We start from the raw sequence: 16,268 nt of genomic DNA, 5'->3' as shown, positions 1-16,268 counted from the left end.
GCAGCAAAAAGAGCGATCTTCGTGTCGCTTTTTTTGTGTCTGCCCTGAGGCTTTGTTCGCCGCAAGGGTAGATCACAGTTTCAACCGGGCGAAAGCCCGAGCGATACGCAGCGGTAGTTCAGTCGGTTAGAATACCGGCCTGTCACGCCGGGGGTCGCGGGTTCGAGTCCCGTCCGCTGCGCCATCTTCGCCTCGAAGCCCTTGAACGCTTCGAAGCAAAACGAGAAAGCGACCTTAGGGTCGCTTTTTTCGTTTACGCGCCTGCAAAGTCAACATTTACACGATGCTGACAGACTCTTCACCGTCGAACGGTTTCAGTGCAAGGGTGCTGTGATGCACAATAGGCACCTCTCGACTTACCCGGAATTCGCAATGACCAGATCATCCGTCTTTGGTGCGCTCGGGCTGGCCCTGGTGCTGGCGGGCGTGACCGGTTGCTCCTCGAAAAAAACCGCTATCTATGAGCATGAGAACTTCGATGACTCGGGCACCTTCTCGCGCAGTTTCCCGGTCAGTGAAGCCGGCTCGTGCGAGGCTGCCCGGCGTGCGCTGCTGAGCCAGGGTTACATCATCACCAGCAGCGGCGCCAACCAGATTGCCGGTAACAAAAGCTTCCAGCAGAACAGCGAGAACCACCTGCAGATCAGCTTCAGCGTGACCTGCGCGCCCGACAGCAGTGACGAACAGCGTTCGACCATGTTCGCCAACGCGTTGCAGGACCGCTACGCCCTCAAGAAGTCCAATACGTCCGCCAGCCTCGGCGTGGGTGTGCTGGGTTCTGTTTCGATGCCGATCGGCTCCAGTGACGATTCGATGGTCAAGGTCGCCAGCGAGACCGTGACCGCGCCGCAGTTCTACGAGCGTTACTTTGCTCTGGTGGAAAGCTACTTGCCCAAGCCCAAGCCGAAGAAGGTCAGCAAGGCCAAGGTTGAAGCGCCTGTGCCCAAGGCCGAGAACACAGCGCCTGCCTTGGGGTTGCCTGAGCAAGTTTCGCCAGCACCTGTGAGCGCTCCTTTGGCAGAGGCAGCACCTGCTCCTGCGCCTGCGCCAGCAACACCGGCGCCAGCAGAACCAGCACCTGCAGCTGAGGCGGTGGCCCCGGCAAGCGAGGCCCCAGCAGCGCCGGTGGTTGATGACAGCCAGGGTTCGCAACCGGTCGCACCGCCGGCGGCGCCTGCGCCGATTCAGGTGCAGCAGGATGCACAGCCTGCCGAGGCTGAAGCACCCTCACTCTGAATGATCTTCCCTGAACAGGCGTCGACACGGCCAATCATTCGCTGTTACAGATCACCAGACGATAACTTTCTGAACACCTGCTACGTTTACCACTCATAGGCTTGTCATCATTTCTTCATCCAGCCTGCCTAGGTTGGAAGGCATGACCAACGAAGATAAAAGAGTGAAGAGGGCGCAGGGTAATGGATGAATATCAGGAAGAGCTGCTCGAGTACCAAGCCTACGAGCTGGACACCCCGGAACCGGCCGACGACGCCACCGAGCTTTGACCGACCTGCCGCTGACTGCGGCGGAACCCCCCCGGTGTGAGGCCCGTCCAGCGCTTGAATGCGCGCTGGAAGGCCTCGGCCGATGCAAAACCCAACAGGTAGGCAATCTCGCCGAAGGTCAATTCCGTATCGCGGATATAGGCCTCGGCAAGGTCGCGCCGGGTGTCGTTGAGCAAGTCGCGAAAGCGCGTGCCTTCCTCTGCCAGTTTGCGCCGCAAGGTCCAGGCGGGCAGTTGCAGGCGCAGTGCCACTTCTTCCAGGCCGGGATCACGGCCACCGTTGAGCAGGGGGCCGAGCAAATGGGTGATGCGCTCCCCCAGGCTGCGCACCCGGGTGCGCTGCAGCATGTGCGTTTCACACAGTTGCAGCAGGTGCTGCCAGGTGCTCGGACAATGCTGGGGGTTGGCCAGCTCCAGCGTGGCCCGGCCCAGGCGCAGCCGGTTGCCACTGGCGCCAAACTGCACGGCGGTGCTGCACAATGGCTGGTACTGGGCGGCGTAGCCGGGTGCTTCGAATTCGATCTCCAGGCGCTCGGCCTGTATGGGCGTGTCGGTCAGGGCTGCAAGCTGGGCCAGCCAGCCGGTCAGCAGCGAGTCAACCACGAAACGGTTATAGGCGTTGTAGGGGCTGATTGAATAAAAGCGCAGCCATGCCCCTTGGGCGTCTTCCTGAAAACTCGAATGCCCGCGGTAGTTGGCGGCATACAGCGGCTCGAAACGCAGCAGTGTACGGGCGGCTTCGCCCAACGTAGGCGCCTGCGCGGCTGTGACGCCCGCCAGGCCGGCCTGGGCCAGCCGGCTCAGGCGTCCCATGTGCAGGCCCAGGGCAGGCTCCCCGCACAGCGCGATTGCAGCATGCCCCAAGTGCATGTAACGGGGGATCGACAGCCGTGCGCCGGCTTCGGCCAAGCGTGTTTCATCCAGCCCGTAACGGCGCAGCAGCGGCTGAGGATCGTGACCGAGGCCCTGGATGGCCTCAGCAAGTGGCTGGACGAAACCTACCGAGAGGTCGCCCAGGCGAACGCGGGGGCGGGACATACCCCTACAGCCACACGTTCAGCAGGCGTGCGCCCTGGCTGGGAGGGCCTGTAAGCAATTCGCCGCTCTGATGGGCGAAGCCTTGACCGTCGCTGCCCTGGTCCCAGAACTGCCCCCGCATGAATACACTCATGCTGCTGACCCCTTGGCCGGCAGCCTCGGTCAGGCGTTGCCAGGCGGTCTTCTCGCTCACTTCACCGCGCTGCAGGGCAAGCTCGGCCGCCGCATCCTGGTGCCGGTTGCCACGCCATGGCGCTTGCCAGCTGTCTTTGCCGCTCAGGAAAACCGGGTTGGCGATCAGTTGTACCTGTTGGTTCTCCAACTGCTGGTGGTTTTCCGGGTACCAGCTATCGCTGCCGATCAGCACGCCAAGACGCCCGGCCGGGGTTTGCACCACTTGTAGGGGTTGCTTGCGGCCATCATGGATGTAACGCCGTACCTGGCTGTCCGGGAATTGCTGGCGTTGTGGCTGGCCCAGCGGTGAACCATCGCTGGCGAACACCAGGCTGCTGTTGAACAACGGGCCGCCGCCGGTATGCAGCACGCCTTTTTCCACATAGGGGTCAGGCAGCACGATCGAGCCGGCCACCAAGGTCACGCCAAACTCCTTGGCCAGGCTGCCGAACAGCTGCTGGTAGTCGCGGGCCATCTGCTGAGCCTTCATGCGCAAGTGCGCGTCGGCCCGGCGGTCATCGCCGCTGGCCCGCACTATCGCCAGGCCATAGCGCAGCGGGTTGCTCAACTCCAGCCATTGCTCTGCCTCGCGGCTGCGGGTGACCTGGTACAGCTCGTTCTTTTCGCCGCGGGCCCACAGCCAGGTGCCAATGTGCTCCGGCAGCACCACCACCGTGCGCGGGCTTATCAGACCCTGGGCACGGGCTTGTTGCAGGTAGGCCGAGAGCTTGCGGTGCAGGCGTTGCAGGTTTTGATAGTCGCTTGGGTAAAGCAGGGGCTCGACGCCCAGCAGGTTGCCCTGCTCGCCGGGCACGCCGTGGTTCAACGCCAGTTCGATGCGCAGGTCGGAGAGGTAGTGGCCTTCCGGGCGCTGTTGGGTCCAGAAGCCATAGCCGCACAGGGCGGCGATCATTACCAGCGCCAAGGCGCTTGCCAATAGTTTTCGCATGCCTTTGATTTCGTTGATACTCGCAATGACGAGGCGGTGAACCAAGAAGTCGCTGAGCATTGTGTCACAGTCGTCTTGAGCGTGCCTCGCGCAGCCGTTGATTTCAACTGGATCTGGCAGGTGCAACTTTGTCGATGATCTGCTTTGCCAGGGCGTGGTAGAGGGAAACCGGCGAAATGCAACCGGAGATGCCGGCAGCCATCAATGTCACTGCCAGCATCGGGATGGCCAGGTCCGGACTATGCGTAAGTTCCAGAACAATGACCGATGCAGTCAACGGTGAACGCGTTACGCCTGCCAGGTAGGCGCCCATTCCCAGCAATGCACACGCCTGTGGGTCAACATTGGGGATCAGGCTCAACAGCGGCTGGAATGCCGCGCCGATGCTCAGCGAAGGCGAAAACAGGCCGCCCGGTATGCCGGAGAGGTAAGAGACGACATTGGCCAGAAACTTCCAGAGAAGGAAGCTGGCATCGGTGATCGGTCGGCCTTCGAGCAAGGCACGGGTCTCTTCGTAGCCGGTGCCGAACACATGGTTGCCAGAAACTAGCCCCAGCACTGCCAGCACCAGCCCGCAGATCGCCGCGAACCGCACCGGGTAGCGCCCGCGTAGTGTACACAGGCGGCCAAGTACGCCCTTATCGGTAGGCAGCACCAGCCTGGCGTAACACCCACCCAGCACTCCCCCCAACAGCGCGCATGCAGGCACCACACTCCAGCCCCAGCCTACGGGCATCCGCCCGCTTATTTCGCCAAAGTAGGCGTTGTGCCCCATCAGCCCCAGCGTGACCACGCCGCCAATCAGCACCGCCGTCAGCACCAGGCCGCTGAAGCGTTGCTCAAACGTGCGGCTCAGCTCTTCAATGGCAAAGACGACACCGGCCAGCGGGGTATTGAACGCGGCGGCTATGCCGGCTGCGCCGCCTGCGAGGATCAGGCCGGCAATCGCGCGGCGCCCGTGCAGGCCCAATCGCTGGCCGAAGGTGTAGAGCACGGCAGCGCCGATGTGAACCGTCGGCCCCTCTCGCCCGACCGAACCTCCTACCAGCAGGGCGCCCAAGGTCAGGCTCATGCGCGCGGCGGCAACGGGAATCGAAAGCAATCGGGCACGCAGGCGCCGGGATGGCATTTCCAGGGCAGCGATGACTTGAGGTATGCCGCTGCCCTTGGCGTTTTCAAACCAGCGCTGTGTCAAATACGCCAGAAGCGCGAACCCTAGGGGAGTGATGAGAAGGGGTGCCCAGGGCATCCATTCCAGCAGGCGTTCGAACGAAGCGAATGCAGCTTCGGCTAGCCAGGCGAACGCCAGTGCGACAAGCCCCACCAGCAGCGCCCCGATCCAGAACGCCAGGCGCTGGCGCCATTCTCGCCAGCGTGAACGGCCGAGAGGGAGGGAGGGGAGGCGGGTACGGTCGGGCATCGTCTACGCAGTGTCAGAGGGTAAAGCCACGAGTATGACGTGTATTACTGGGGTGGCAAACCCGACAGAGGTGTTACTCAGGCAGGACGGGCGGACGCCCGGCGCCTTCGCCCGGTACCGTCCCGCCAGGCGGGCTCGACATGCGCAGCGATTTGAGATTTTTTTCCTCGGGCGTTACGGTTCATGGCTGTACAAGTGCACAGGCTCGGCAAACGGAGATCTGCCTGGCTGCTAATCTGGGCAGATGTCGTGGTGCCGGGGCACCCTGTGCTCATCGTTTTACAAGGAGAACTGCCGTAATGACAGCAGCCGACAAACCCAGGAGCACGCTCAATCCACCCGTCTTTTACACCAGCGCGATACTCATTTTTCTGCTGGTCTTGTACGCCACGGCATTCCAGGAGCATGCCCAGGCCCTGTTCGAACAAGTCCAGCAATGGATCATCACCAACGCCAGCTGGTTCTACATTCTCACCGTAGCGCTGGTGTTGATCAGCGTGGTGTTTCTGGCCGTCAGCCGCTACGGCGACATCAAGCTGGGGCCTGATCACAGCGAGCCTGATTACCGAAAGAGCAGCTGGTTCGCCATGCTGTTCTCGGCAGGCATGGGCATCGGCCTGATGTTCTTTGGCGTGGCCGAGCCGGTGATGCATTTCACCACACCGCCTGTGGGCGACCCTGGCACAGTCGCCGCGGCTCGCGAAGCTATGAAGATCACCTTCTTCCATTGGGGCCTGCATGCCTGGGCGATCTATGCCATCGTCGCGCTCATTCTGGCCTATTTCAGTTTCCGCAATGGCTTGCCACTGACTTTGCGCTCGGCGCTCTATCCGCTGATCGGTGAACGGATATACGGGCCTATCGGGCACGCCGTGGATGTCTTCGCCATCCTCGGCACGGTGTTCGGTGTGGCGACCTCGCTGGGTTATGGGGTACTGCAGATCAACAGCGGTTTCCACCATGTGTTCGGTCTGCCGGTAAACGCCACGGTCCAGGTCATTCTCATCACCGCCACCTGCGCGTTGGCGACGCTGTCGGTGGCCAGCGGGCTGGACAAGGGTATTCGCATCCTTTCCGAGCTCAACCTGAGCCTGGCTGTAATCCTGATGCTGTTCGTGCTGTTGCTGGGGCCCACCGTGTTTCTGCTGCAGGCCTACGTGCAGAATACCGGTGCCTACCTTTCCGACATCGTCAACAAGACCTTCAACCTCTACGCCTATGAACCCACTGACTGGATCGGTGGCTGGACCCTGCTGTACTGGGGCTGGTGGCTGTCCTGGTCGCCCTTTGTAGGCCTGTTCATCGCACGCATTTCCCGGGGGCGGACCATTCGTGAGTTCGTCTGCGGTGTACTGTTCGTACCCGCAGGCTTCACCTTGCTCTGGATGACGGTGTTCGGTGACTCAGCGATACACATGATCCTCAACGAGGGTGTCAAGGACCTGGCCGCTGTGGTCGATCAGGACAGTTCCCTGGCCCTGTTCGCCTTTCTCGAGCACTTCCCGTTCTCCAGTGTCATTTCGTTGATAGCGGTGCTCATGGTGGTGGTGTTCTTCGTCACCTCGGCGGACTCCGGCGCGCTTGTGGTCGATATGCTGGCCTCGTCGGGGCAAGGCCATTCGCCTTTGTGGCAACGCATCTTCTGGTCGGTCAGCATAGGCGCGGTCGCCATTGCGCTGCTGCTGGCCAACGGCCTCAAGGCGCTGCAGACCGCGACCATTGCCAGTGCCTTGCCCTTCGCCGCCATTTTGCTGATCGCGATCTGGGGCCTGTTCAGGGCACTCAGCCTCGATGCCACCCGCCGCGGGCTGCGCAACCAGGCATTGCCCGGCCCCCGGCATACGCGCCAGCCCCACGGCGGGTGGCAGCGGCGACTGCGCAATATCGCCATGATGCCGCGGCGGGCCCATGTGTCCCGCTTCATAGCCGAAGTGGTGAAGCCTGCCTGTGAAGAAGTCGCCCTGGAATTGCGCAAGCAGGGCTATGAAGTTGCGGTGAACGAGCGCGAAGATGGGCGCGTGATGCTTGAGCTCTCCCATGCTGGAGAAGGGCGCTTCCTGTATGAGGTACGCCCGCGCGCATTCAACACGCCCAGTTTCGTCATGCAGGATACCGACGAGGGTTCCGATACCCGCAAATACTTCCGTGCTGAAGTCCATCTGCGCGAAGGGGGCCAGGATTACGACATCATGGGATGGAGCCGGGACGATGTGATCGGCGACATTCTCGATCAGTACGAGCGCCACCTGCACTACCTGCACGTCGTCAGCTGATCAGCACTTGCACTGCCCTGTCAGCGCGTTCAGGGCAGTGCTTTGCGCTGATCTGCGGCATCACCCGGTTCGCATGCCCAGAAATCCACGGCAGCAATGGTGTGGGTCGGTGGTCCCAGCCAGTGGGAAAGGGGCTGGCAACGGCCCTTGACGCACAATTGATAGTCGCCGGCCTCCGGCGTGCGTCCGGCATGCAGAGGTTGCAGCGGGGGCAGATGACGATGGTAGTGCCATGCCCCATCACGCAGGCGAGCGTCGTCCGGGATCTCCATGCCGGCACCGCTGCCCCGCACCCGAGCCTCCTGCAGCACGAGGCCTGCGGGTGTCACCTGATAATCCTCCTCCCAGCGGACCTTCTCCACACTGTGCTGCCAGGCCAGGGTAACCTCCTGCAACGGCAGGCTTGCCCAAACCACACCGGCAAGCCCGATGCACAGGCTGGTCATGCAGGTTGCCGCGGCAATGGCCGGCTGCGCCAGTAGTGCCAGCCCATGACGGCAATGCCCAGGGCGAAGCCGACCTCGTCGCTGATCGGCAAGGCAAGAATCAGTGCTACGCCAGCCATGAATGCCAACAGCCGTTCCCACCATGGCATGGGCATGCGCCAGTGGCCGGTGGCTGCGCACCCCCAGAGTGCCACTGCAAACATGGCCTTGATCAGCATGTACAGCGTTGCGCCGAGGCTGTCGCCTTGCATCATCAACGCCGGGTCATACACCGCCATGAACGGTACGACGAAACCGGCCAATGCAATGCGCACAGCCCAGAAGCTGATCAACAGTCCTTTCTCCTTGGCGATGGGGGCGGCGGCAAAGCAGGCTAATGCCACCGGCGGCGTCAGGTCGGCAAGGATGCCGAAATAAAACACGAACATGTGCGAAACGATCAGCGGCACGCCAAGCTCCAGCAGGGCCGGAGCAGCGATGGAACTGGTGATGATGTAATTGGGAATGGTCGGGATACCCATGCCCAGTACCAGGCAGGTCAACATGGTCAGAAGCAGGGACAGGAACAGGTTTTCGCGGCCCAGGTCGAGAATGTAGCCGGCGAAGGTCGTGGCCAGGCCGGTGAGCGAGGTGACACCGATGATCACCCCGACCAAGGCGCATGCAATACCGACAGGTACCGCGTGGCGCGCACCTTCGGCCAGGGCCATGACGCAGGCACGAAGTGTGGCACGGCCACCCTGTATGAACGCGCAGGCGATGGCGAGCGAGGCAATCACCAGCAGGATGACACCGATGCCCATACGGAAGAATCCTGAACAGATGACCCCCAGCGCAACCCAAAAGGCCGCCCGCAGCCATGTCTGTTGTGCCCGCAGGATGATTGCCGAACCAAGAATGACGATGGCAGTCAGTGCCAGGCCGACCATTCCCGAATACAGCGGTGTGCGGCCGGAGAACAACAGGCCGACCAGCACTATCAGAGGGATCAGCAGGAACCAGCGTTGGCGCACTGCATCCCAGGCACTCGGGCATTGCTCGCGGGGTAGCCCATGCAGCTGGCTGCGCCGGGCTTCCAGGTGCACCATCCAGTAGACCGAGCCGAAATACAGCAAGGCCGGAATGAGCGCGGCCTTCGCCACTTCGGCATAGGGTACGTTGATGGTCTCGGCCATGATGAACGCCACCGCGCCCATGACCGGTGGCATCAACTGGCTGCCCATGCTTGCGGTCGCCTCCACGCCACCGGCAAATGCCGGCTTGTAGCCGAAGCGCTTCATCAGCGGGATGGTGAATTGCCCGGTGGTGACCACGTTCGCCACCCCTGAGCCGGTGATGGTCCCCATCAGCGCCGAGGAGAATACCGAGACTTTGGCCGGCCCCCCGCTGCGATGGCCGAACAGGCCCATGGCAAAGTCAGTGAACAGCCGGATCATGCCGGCCTGTTCAAGGAACGCGCCGAACAGGATGAACAGGTAGATATAGGTCGCCGAGACATAGGTGGGCGTGCCATAGAGCCCCTCGGTTCCAAAGGCCAGTTGGTTGACGATCTGATCGAGGCCGTAGCCGCGATGCGCAAGGTCACCGGGCAGGTGCTCGCCGAGCAGCCCGTAGGCCAGAAAAAGAGCGCAAATGATGGGCAGTGCGATACCCATCACCCGACGCGCTGCCTCGAAAACCAGGCCGATCAGGAGCAGGCCGAACACCAGGTCACTTGTGGTCAGTTCCCCGGAGCGTTGAATCAACTCCCCTTCGAAGTGCCACTGGTAGGCAGCGGTGGCCATGCCCGCCAGGCCCAGCAGCCAGCCAAGCGGTTGCCACGGCCTGCGATGACCAGTGAACGCGTAGCTCAGGTACACGACCAGCAGCAAGAACCCCACGTGTACTGCCCGCAGTACCTGACTGGAAATCAGCGGAAAAGCCGCCGTTGCGATCTGAAAGGTCGAAAATGCCAGGGCCACGGCAAAAAGCGTGGCAGGCCAACGGTCAGTACTGGCTTGCAGACCTTGCCCGGTATCACTCATGTGCCGCTCCCCCATGGGTCGAGTCAATAGTCAGGGGAGCAGGTTTTTCTCTTTGAAGTACCGTTCTGCGCCTGGATGCAGTGGAATGGGCAGGTTTCTCGCAGCATTCTGTGCCTGGATATCGTTTGCTGCCGAGTGGGCGGTGACCAGGCGCGGCAGGTTTTCGAAGATCAGCCGGGTCATGTCGTAGGCCATGTCATCGCTGATATCGGCGCGTGTGACCAGGATGTTGGTGATGGCTGCGGTTGGCACGTCAGCATCCTGGCCATCGTATGTCTTGGCGGGAATGGTCGCGGGTTGATAGGCACTGTTGCCGATTTTGCTCACGATGGCGGCTGGCACGGGTACGAACACTACCGGCAGGGTAGCGGCCAGGTCACGGATTGCCGCCTGACCGAGCCCGGAAGATTGCAGTGTGGCGTCCAGCTGACGGTTCTTGATCAGCTCTACGGATTCGGCATACGGCAGGTATTCGACCTTGCCCATGTCCTGGTAGCTGAGCCCTGCTGCCTTGAAGATGGCGCGGGCGTTGAGCTCGGTGCCGGACTTCGGCGCACCGACCGAGATACGTTTGCCTTTGAGGTCTTCCAGCGAGGTGATGCCTGACTCCTTGCTGGCGACGATCTGGATGTAGTTGGGGTAGGTGCCGGCGATGGCACGCAGTTTCTTCAAAGGTGCCTTGAAGCCGGCTTCGGCATCTCCGTTCCAGGCATCCGCCACCGAATCTCCCAGCGCGAACGCCAGTTCGCCACGGCCGGCTTGCAGCAGGTTGAGGTTTTCCACCGATGCCTTGGTGGCTTGCACTGAGGTCTTGCTGCCCTCGATGCCATGGCTGTAGATCTGTGATATCCCCACGCCGATGGGATAGTAGACGCCGCTGGTGCCACCTGTGAGGATGTTGATGAAGGTTGGCGCGGCCTGGGCTGTTGCGCAAGCTGCCAGTACGGTGCTGGCCAATGCCAGGCGAAGGGCTCGGTTCATGGGGATATTCTCCGCTTATTGTTCTAGTTCCCTGCGTCAGTAAACCTAGAACGAATAAACGGATCCTGCCCGGATTTATTGCTGCCCCCACGTGCTGCCCTGCAATCAGAACCTCCAGAAGGCAGGCGCGACGAGCACCAGCACGGTGAGAATCTCGAGCCGGCCTAGCAGCATGCCGATGGTCAGTAGCCACTTCGCAGCGTCCGGTAGTGAGCTGAAGTTGCCGGCCGGCCCGATCACGCTGCCCAGCCCTGGCCCGACGTTGCACACAGCTGTCGCCGCGCCACTCAGGGCAGTGGTCCAGTCAAGCCCTATCAGGGTCAGCGCCAGGGCGATCACGGCAATGGTGACGGAAAAGAAGAAGGAGAACGTCAGCAATGAGCGCACGATTTCTTCATCAATGGGGTGACCATTGTACTTCTTCGAGATCATCGCCCGCGGGTGAATCAGCTGTTTCAAACTGCTGACCAGCAGTGACGCGGCGACTTGAAAGCGGAATATTTTCAGTCCGCCGGCTGTGGAGCCCGAACATCCACCGACAAAAGTCAGGTAGAAGAACAACAGCATGGCGAAGCTGCCCCAGAGCGTGTAGTCCCCTACCGCAATGCCGGTGGTCGTAACGATCGACGTCACATTGACCGCCACGATGCGAAAAGCATCCCACCACGAAAAGTCGCTGTGCCAGCAGAGCCAGGTCCCTACCGTGACCCAGACAAGCAGGAGAAAGCCGAGAAAGCCACGCACCTGATGGTCCTTGAACAGGATGCGCCGGTGGCCACGCAAGGTCGCTACATACAGGGCGAAGGGCAGGCTTCCCAGGATCATGATCACTACCGCCACCCAATGCACAGCGGGCTGAGTCCAGTGGCCAAGCGATGCATCGGACGTCGAAAAGCCACCCGTGGAGATCAGCGACATCGAATGATTGATGGCGTCGAAAGGGGTCATGCCGGCGGCCCACAGGGCCAATGTACCGAGTGCTGTCAGCCCCAGGTAGATCACCAGGATCATTTTTGCCGCGACGTGTGAACGGGGCGTCACTTTGTCCGACCAGTCCGAGGACTCGGTCTGGAACAGGCGCATGCCGCCCACGCGCAGCAACGGCAAGATCGCGACGGCCATGCCGATGAAGCCTATGCCTCCCAGCCAGTGCAGCAGCGATCGCCAGATCAGCAGGCCGGGCGATGCGCTGTCCAGGCCGGTAAGTACCGTCGAGCCCGTGGTGGTGATGCCCGACATGGTCTCAAAGAATGCATCTGTGTAGCTGATATGCCGGATGAACACCATGGGCAGGGCTGCGAACGCGCAGACGATGACCCAGCTGGCTGTGGTCAGGAAGTACATGTCTCGGGCCCTTAGCTGCGGCGCATCGGGTATGCCACGAGCCACCAGCACAAGGCCTGCGCACAGGGCTATGAGGCTGGACCAGAGGAAGGCACCGAGGTCGTCGCTAAGGCCATACAGCAGCAGCGTGGCCATGGGGATGACCATGCTGACCGCCAGGGTAATCAGGAATACGCCGATGATGAAGGCGATGAAGCGCAAAGCAGGCAGAGGCATCGAGCAGGCTCACAGGGGCAATGACCGGCAGTATCGACTGCCATTGCATAATGTCGAGTAAAAAAGGCGTAAAAGTGCGGGTGTATCTCACCGCCGGTACTGCAGTTCGCCTGTGCAGGATGATCAGTAAGTTGTCAGTTTCGATCATTGAGCGCATTCAAACGGCTGTTTAATGTCGTTGGCAGATAAACGACGGGGCCCGCCGAGGCACCCGCATTCCGTGATCACGCCACATGGGGAACCGTTCCATGGCTGCCGACCGCTATCCGCACTTGCTGGCCCCGCTCGACCTGGGCTTCACCACCTTGGCTAACCGCACCCTGATGGGGTCGATGCACACAGGCCTTGAGGAGCGTCCCGGTGGCTTCGAACGCATGGCTGCGTATTTTGCAGAGCGTGCCCGTGGCGGCGTTGGGCTGATGGTCACTGGTGGTATCGCGCCCAACGATGAAGGGGGCGTGTATTCCGGTGCAGCCAAGTTGAGCACCGAGGAGGAGGCTGACAAGCACCGCATCGTCACCGAGGCCGTGCATGCCGCTGGCGGCAAGATTTGCCTGCAGATCCTGCATGCCGGGCGCTATGCCTACAGCCCCCGGCAGGTGGCGCCCAGTGCGATCCAGGCGCCGATCAACCCGTTCAAGCCTAAAGAGCTGGACGAGGCCGGGATCGAGAAGCAGATCGCCGATTTCGTCAATTGTGCCGTGCTGGCACAGCGCGCCGGTTACGACGGCGTCGAAATCATGGGGTCGGAAGGCTACTTCATCAACCAGTTCCTTGCCGCCCACACCAACCACCGTACTGACCGCTGGGGCGGCAGCTATGAAAACCGCATGCGCCTGGCGGTCGAGATCGTCAGCCGGGTGCGCGAGGCCGTGGGGCCGAATTTCATCATCATCTTCCGCCTGTCGATGCTCGACCTGGTCGAGGGCGGCAGCACCTGGGACGAGATCGAGTTGCTGGCCAAAGCCGTCGAGCGGGCTGGCGCGACCCTCATCAACACGGGGATCGGCTGGCACGAGGCGCGTATCCCGACCATCGCCACCAAGGTGCCGCGTGCCGCGTTCAGCAAAGTCACCGCCAAGCTGCGCGGGGCGGTGACCATTCCGTTGATCACCACCAACCGCATCAATACCCCCGAAGTGGCTGAGGCCGTGCTGGCCGAGGGCGATGCCGACATGGTATCGATGGCCAGACCGTTCCTGGCCGACCCGGAGTTCGTCAACAAGGCGGCGCAGGGGCGCGGCGATGAAATCAATACCTGCATCGGCTGTAACCAGGCGTGCCTGGATCATACGTTCGGCGGCAAGCTGACCAGTTGCCTGGTCAACCCTCGGGCCTGCCACGAAACCGAACTCAATTATCTGCCAGTCAACACGGTCAAGCGCATTGCTGTAGTGGGTGCCGGCCCGGCAGGCCTTGCGGCTGCCACCGTAGCCGCAGAGCGCGGCCACGAGGTGACGCTGTTCGACGCGGCCAGCGAAATTGGCGGGCAGTTCAACGTGGCCAAGCGGGTGCCGGGCAAGGAGGAGTTCTTCGAGACCCTGCGCTATTTCGGCAACAAGTTGAAAAGCACCGGTGTCGACCTGCGGTTGAACACTCGGGTCGATGTGCCGGCCCTGCTGGAAGGCGCTTTCGACGAGATCATCCTGGCCACCGGCATTGCGCCGCGTACGCCAGCCATTCCAGGCGTCGAGCACGCCAAAGTGCTCAGCTACCTGGACGTACTGCTCCAGCGCAAGCCGGTGGGTGAGTCGGTTGCGGTGATCGGTGCTGGCGGCATCGGTTTTGACGTCAGCGAATACCTGGTGCATCAGGGCGTGGCCAGCAGCCAGGACCGGGAGGCGTTCTGGAAGGAGTGGGGCATCGACCGCGACCTGCAGGCGCGAGGCGGCGTGGCGGGCATCAAGCCCGAGCCGCATGCACCGGCACGGCAGGTGTACCTGCTGCAGCGCAAGAAGGCCAAGGTGGGCGATGGCCTGGGCAAGACCACCGGCTGGATCCACCGCACGGGCCTGAAAAACAAGCAGGTACAGATGCTCAACAGCGTCGAGTACCTGAGGATCGACGATGCGGGCCTGCACATCCGCGTAGCTGAAGGTGAGCCGCAGGTACTGGCGGTGGACAACGTGGTGATCTGCGCCGGGCAGGAGCCGCTGCGGGAGCTGCACGAAGGGCTGCTGGCTGCGGGGCAGTCGGTACACCTGATCGGCGGCGCGGATGTGGCGGCCGAGCTGGATGCCAAACGGGCGATCAACCAGGGCTCGCGTCTGGCTGCAGAGCTTTGAGATGGCCGGGGCCGCAAAGCGGCCCCGGGTTTTCACTGGTAGACTGACGGCCTCGCATCTGGCGCTCAAACATGTCTACCCGCTTCCATGAACTTCCCCAGGCGCCATTACAGCCCCTCGAACTTGCCTGGCTGAAAAGCGCCAACGTTGATGTCGCCATCCTGCGCCTGGACCTGATCGACCCTCTGATCAGCGGCAACAAATGGTTCAAGCTGCGCCACCACCTGCTGCACGCCCACGCCTCGGGCGCCGCCGGGCTGATCAGCCTCGGCGGCAATCACTCCAACCACCTCCATGCCCTGGCCGCCGCCGGCAAGCGCTTCGGCTTCGCCACCGCTGGTCTGTTGCGCGGCCATGCCCAGGACACCCCCACGGTGCGTGATCTGCAGGCGTTGGGGATGCAATTGCACTGGCTTGGTTACGCAGGCTACCGTGCCCGTCATGACCCCGGCTTCTGGGCACCTTGGCAAGCGCTGTATCCCGGCTGGCACTGCATCCCCGAAGGCGGTGGCGGGCAGGCTGGTGCCCAGGGGTGTGCATTGATCGTCGAGCAGGCCAAGGCCCAGTTGGGCACATTGGGTTGGCCGGACTATGACGCCTGGTGGCTGGCCGCTGGCACCGGGACCACGCTGGCTGGCCTGGTGCTGGCCGAGGCCGGCGCGCACAGGGTGCATGGCGCCCTGGCAGTGCCGCTGGACCATGGTGTACCCGAGACCATAAAGGCGCTGGCCGGTACGGCCGGGTACCAGTTGCACGAGGCCTGCCGAGAGGGTTTTGCCAGGCTCGATGATGAGCTGCAGGCTTTCATCGAACAGGCTGAGGCCAGCACGGGTGTCCCTTTAGAGGCGCTTTACACCGGCAAGGCACTGATGGCCCTGCGTGGGCAGGTCGAGGCCGGGCTGTTCAAGCCCAGCACTCGCCTGATCTTTTTGCACACCGGTGGCCTGCAGGGCCGACGCGGCTACTTGTAAGGCAGCATGCGCAGCAGCGTGTTGTCGCGCACTACGTAGTGATGATAAAGCCCGGCCAGCGCGTGCAGGCCGATCAGCCAGTACCCCCAACTGCCCACGCGTTCATGCCAGCCTTTGATGAACTTGGCCAGGTCCGGATCCGCAGCGATAAGGTGCGGCAACTCCAGGCCATAGAAGGGCACCGGTTTGTCGGCGGCACTGAGGATCAGCCAGCCGGCCAGCGGCAAGCCGATCATCAACAGGTACAGCGCCAGGTGCATCACGTGAGCAAGCCCGGTCTGCCAGGCGGGAGGCTTGGGCACAATGGGCGGCGCAGGGCGGAGCAGGCGCACGGCCAGGCGCAGCCAAACCAGCACGAACACCGTCAGGCCGAGCATGAAGTGCAGGTCCTTCATCAGGTTGCGCTCGGCGCTGTCCTTGGGGAACAGGCCACGCAACTCGATGCAGGCGTAGACAGCGGCCAGCAGCACCAGCATCAGCCAATGCAGGGCGATGGACAGGCGTGCGTAGTGGGGCGCGGGGCTGGATGAAACCATGGGTGGTCCTCGTCATCAGGTCGAAAGTGGCGCTCTTGGCGGCGCTCAGAGGTAACTGTAATCGTTGCTGCAATTAAATCTTTGCGCTGGGTCGGTGAAATTGTGTT

General features: G+C 62.3%; 12 protein-coding genes and 1 tRNA gene. 5 read left to right on the top strand and 8 right to left on the bottom strand.

Annotated features, from left to right (window positions below; all coding sequences use genetic code 11):
- Positions 1-107: 107 nt before the first annotated feature.
- A tRNA-Asp gene (locus tag NGJ21_RS04830) sits at positions 108-184 on the top strand.
- A 188-nt stretch (positions 185-372) separates the two neighbouring features.
- Positions 373-1,236, top strand: a complete 864-nt coding sequence (locus NGJ21_RS04825) for a DUF2242 domain-containing protein (protein WP_237859594.1) — start codon at positions 373-375, stop codon at positions 1,234-1,236.
- A gap of 220 nt (positions 1,237-1,456) precedes the next feature.
- On the opposite strand, the gene NGJ21_RS04820 is transcribed toward NGJ21_RS04825, so the two are convergent.
- The 3 genes from NGJ21_RS04820 to NGJ21_RS04810 all read right to left on the bottom strand — a co-directional run bounded on the left by NGJ21_RS04820 (position 1,457) and on the right by NGJ21_RS04810 (position 5,085).
- Positions 1,457-2,542, bottom strand: coding sequence for an AraC family transcriptional regulator (locus tag NGJ21_RS04820; protein WP_237859592.1), 1,086 nt, complete (start codon positions 2,540-2,542; stop codon positions 1,457-1,459).
- A gap of 4 nt (positions 2,543-2,546) precedes the next feature.
- The gene (locus tag NGJ21_RS04815) at positions 2,547-3,665 is read right to left on the bottom strand and encodes a nitrilase-related carbon-nitrogen hydrolase (protein ID WP_046786699.1); all 1,119 of its coding nucleotides are present in this window, start codon (positions 3,663-3,665) and stop codon (positions 2,547-2,549) included.
- 103 nt (positions 3,666-3,768) lie between these two features.
- The gene (locus NGJ21_RS04810; protein WP_231386142.1) at positions 3,769-5,085 is read right to left on the bottom strand and encodes a chloride channel protein; all 1,317 of its coding nucleotides are present in this window, start codon (positions 5,083-5,085) and stop codon (positions 3,769-3,771) included.
- Positions 5,086-5,384: 299 nt separating this feature from the next.
- On the opposite strand from NGJ21_RS04810, the gene NGJ21_RS04805 reads away from it, so the two are divergent.
- Positions 5,385-7,358 (top strand): BCCT family transporter, encoded by a 1,974-nt coding sequence (locus NGJ21_RS04805; protein ID WP_115275644.1) that lies wholly within the window; start codon positions 5,385-5,387, stop codon positions 7,356-7,358.
- A gap of 29 nt (positions 7,359-7,387) precedes the next feature.
- On the opposite strand, the gene NGJ21_RS04800 is transcribed toward NGJ21_RS04805, so the two are convergent.
- The 4 genes from NGJ21_RS04800 to NGJ21_RS04785 form a co-directional block, all read right to left on the bottom strand.
- Entirely contained in the window at positions 7,388-7,804 is a 417-nt protein-coding gene (locus tag NGJ21_RS04800; RefSeq protein WP_046786522.1) for a DUF1850 domain-containing protein, read from the bottom strand.
- Positions 7,801-9,828, bottom strand: a complete 2,028-nt coding sequence (locus NGJ21_RS04795; RefSeq protein ID WP_204920490.1) for a TRAP transporter permease — start codon at positions 9,826-9,828, stop codon at positions 7,801-7,803. The genes NGJ21_RS04800 and NGJ21_RS04795 overlap by 4 nt, the downstream gene beginning before the upstream one ends.
- 30 nt (positions 9,829-9,858) lie before the next feature.
- Positions 9,859-10,809, bottom strand: a complete 951-nt coding sequence (locus tag NGJ21_RS04790; protein WP_204920492.1) for a TAXI family TRAP transporter solute-binding subunit — start codon at positions 10,807-10,809, stop codon at positions 9,859-9,861.
- A gap of 105 nt (positions 10,810-10,914) precedes the next feature.
- Positions 10,915-12,369 carry a TrkH family potassium uptake protein gene (locus tag NGJ21_RS04785; RefSeq protein ID WP_125924855.1) on the bottom strand — a complete coding sequence of 485 codons (1,455 nt, stop codon included), beginning with the start codon at positions 12,367-12,369 and terminating at the stop codon, positions 10,915-10,917.
- A 248-nt stretch (positions 12,370-12,617) separates the two neighbouring features.
- Here NGJ21_RS04785 and NGJ21_RS04780 point away from each other — a divergent pair, with 248 nt between their 5' ends.
- Both NGJ21_RS04780 and NGJ21_RS04775 read left to right on the top strand, forming a co-directional pair.
- On the top strand, positions 12,618-14,654 hold the full coding sequence (locus NGJ21_RS04780) for an NADPH-dependent 2,4-dienoyl-CoA reductase (RefSeq protein ID WP_174141811.1): 2,037 nt from the start codon (positions 12,618-12,620) through the stop codon (positions 14,652-14,654).
- A 71-nt stretch (positions 14,655-14,725) separates the two neighbouring features.
- Positions 14,726-15,625, top strand: coding sequence for a 1-aminocyclopropane-1-carboxylate deaminase/D-cysteine desulfhydrase (locus NGJ21_RS04775; RefSeq protein ID WP_251961897.1), 900 nt, complete (start codon positions 14,726-14,728; stop codon positions 15,623-15,625).
- Here the strand turns inward: NGJ21_RS04775 and NGJ21_RS04770 are convergent.
- Positions 15,616-16,161, bottom strand: coding sequence for a cytochrome b (locus NGJ21_RS04770; RefSeq protein WP_119688545.1), 546 nt, complete (start codon positions 16,159-16,161; stop codon positions 15,616-15,618). The two genes, NGJ21_RS04775 and NGJ21_RS04770, sit on opposite strands and share 10 nt — an antisense overlap.
- Positions 16,162-16,268: the final 107 nt, after the last annotated feature.

The organism is Pseudomonas sp. Marseille-Q5299, from assembly GCF_943737035.1.
In the GTDB taxonomy this organism is placed as follows: Bacteria; Pseudomonadota; Gammaproteobacteria; order Pseudomonadales; family Pseudomonadaceae; genus Aquipseudomonas; species Aquipseudomonas putida_E.
Note: the sequence above shows the minus strand (reverse complement) of the source record. Positions and strands in the feature narration are given on the sequence as shown.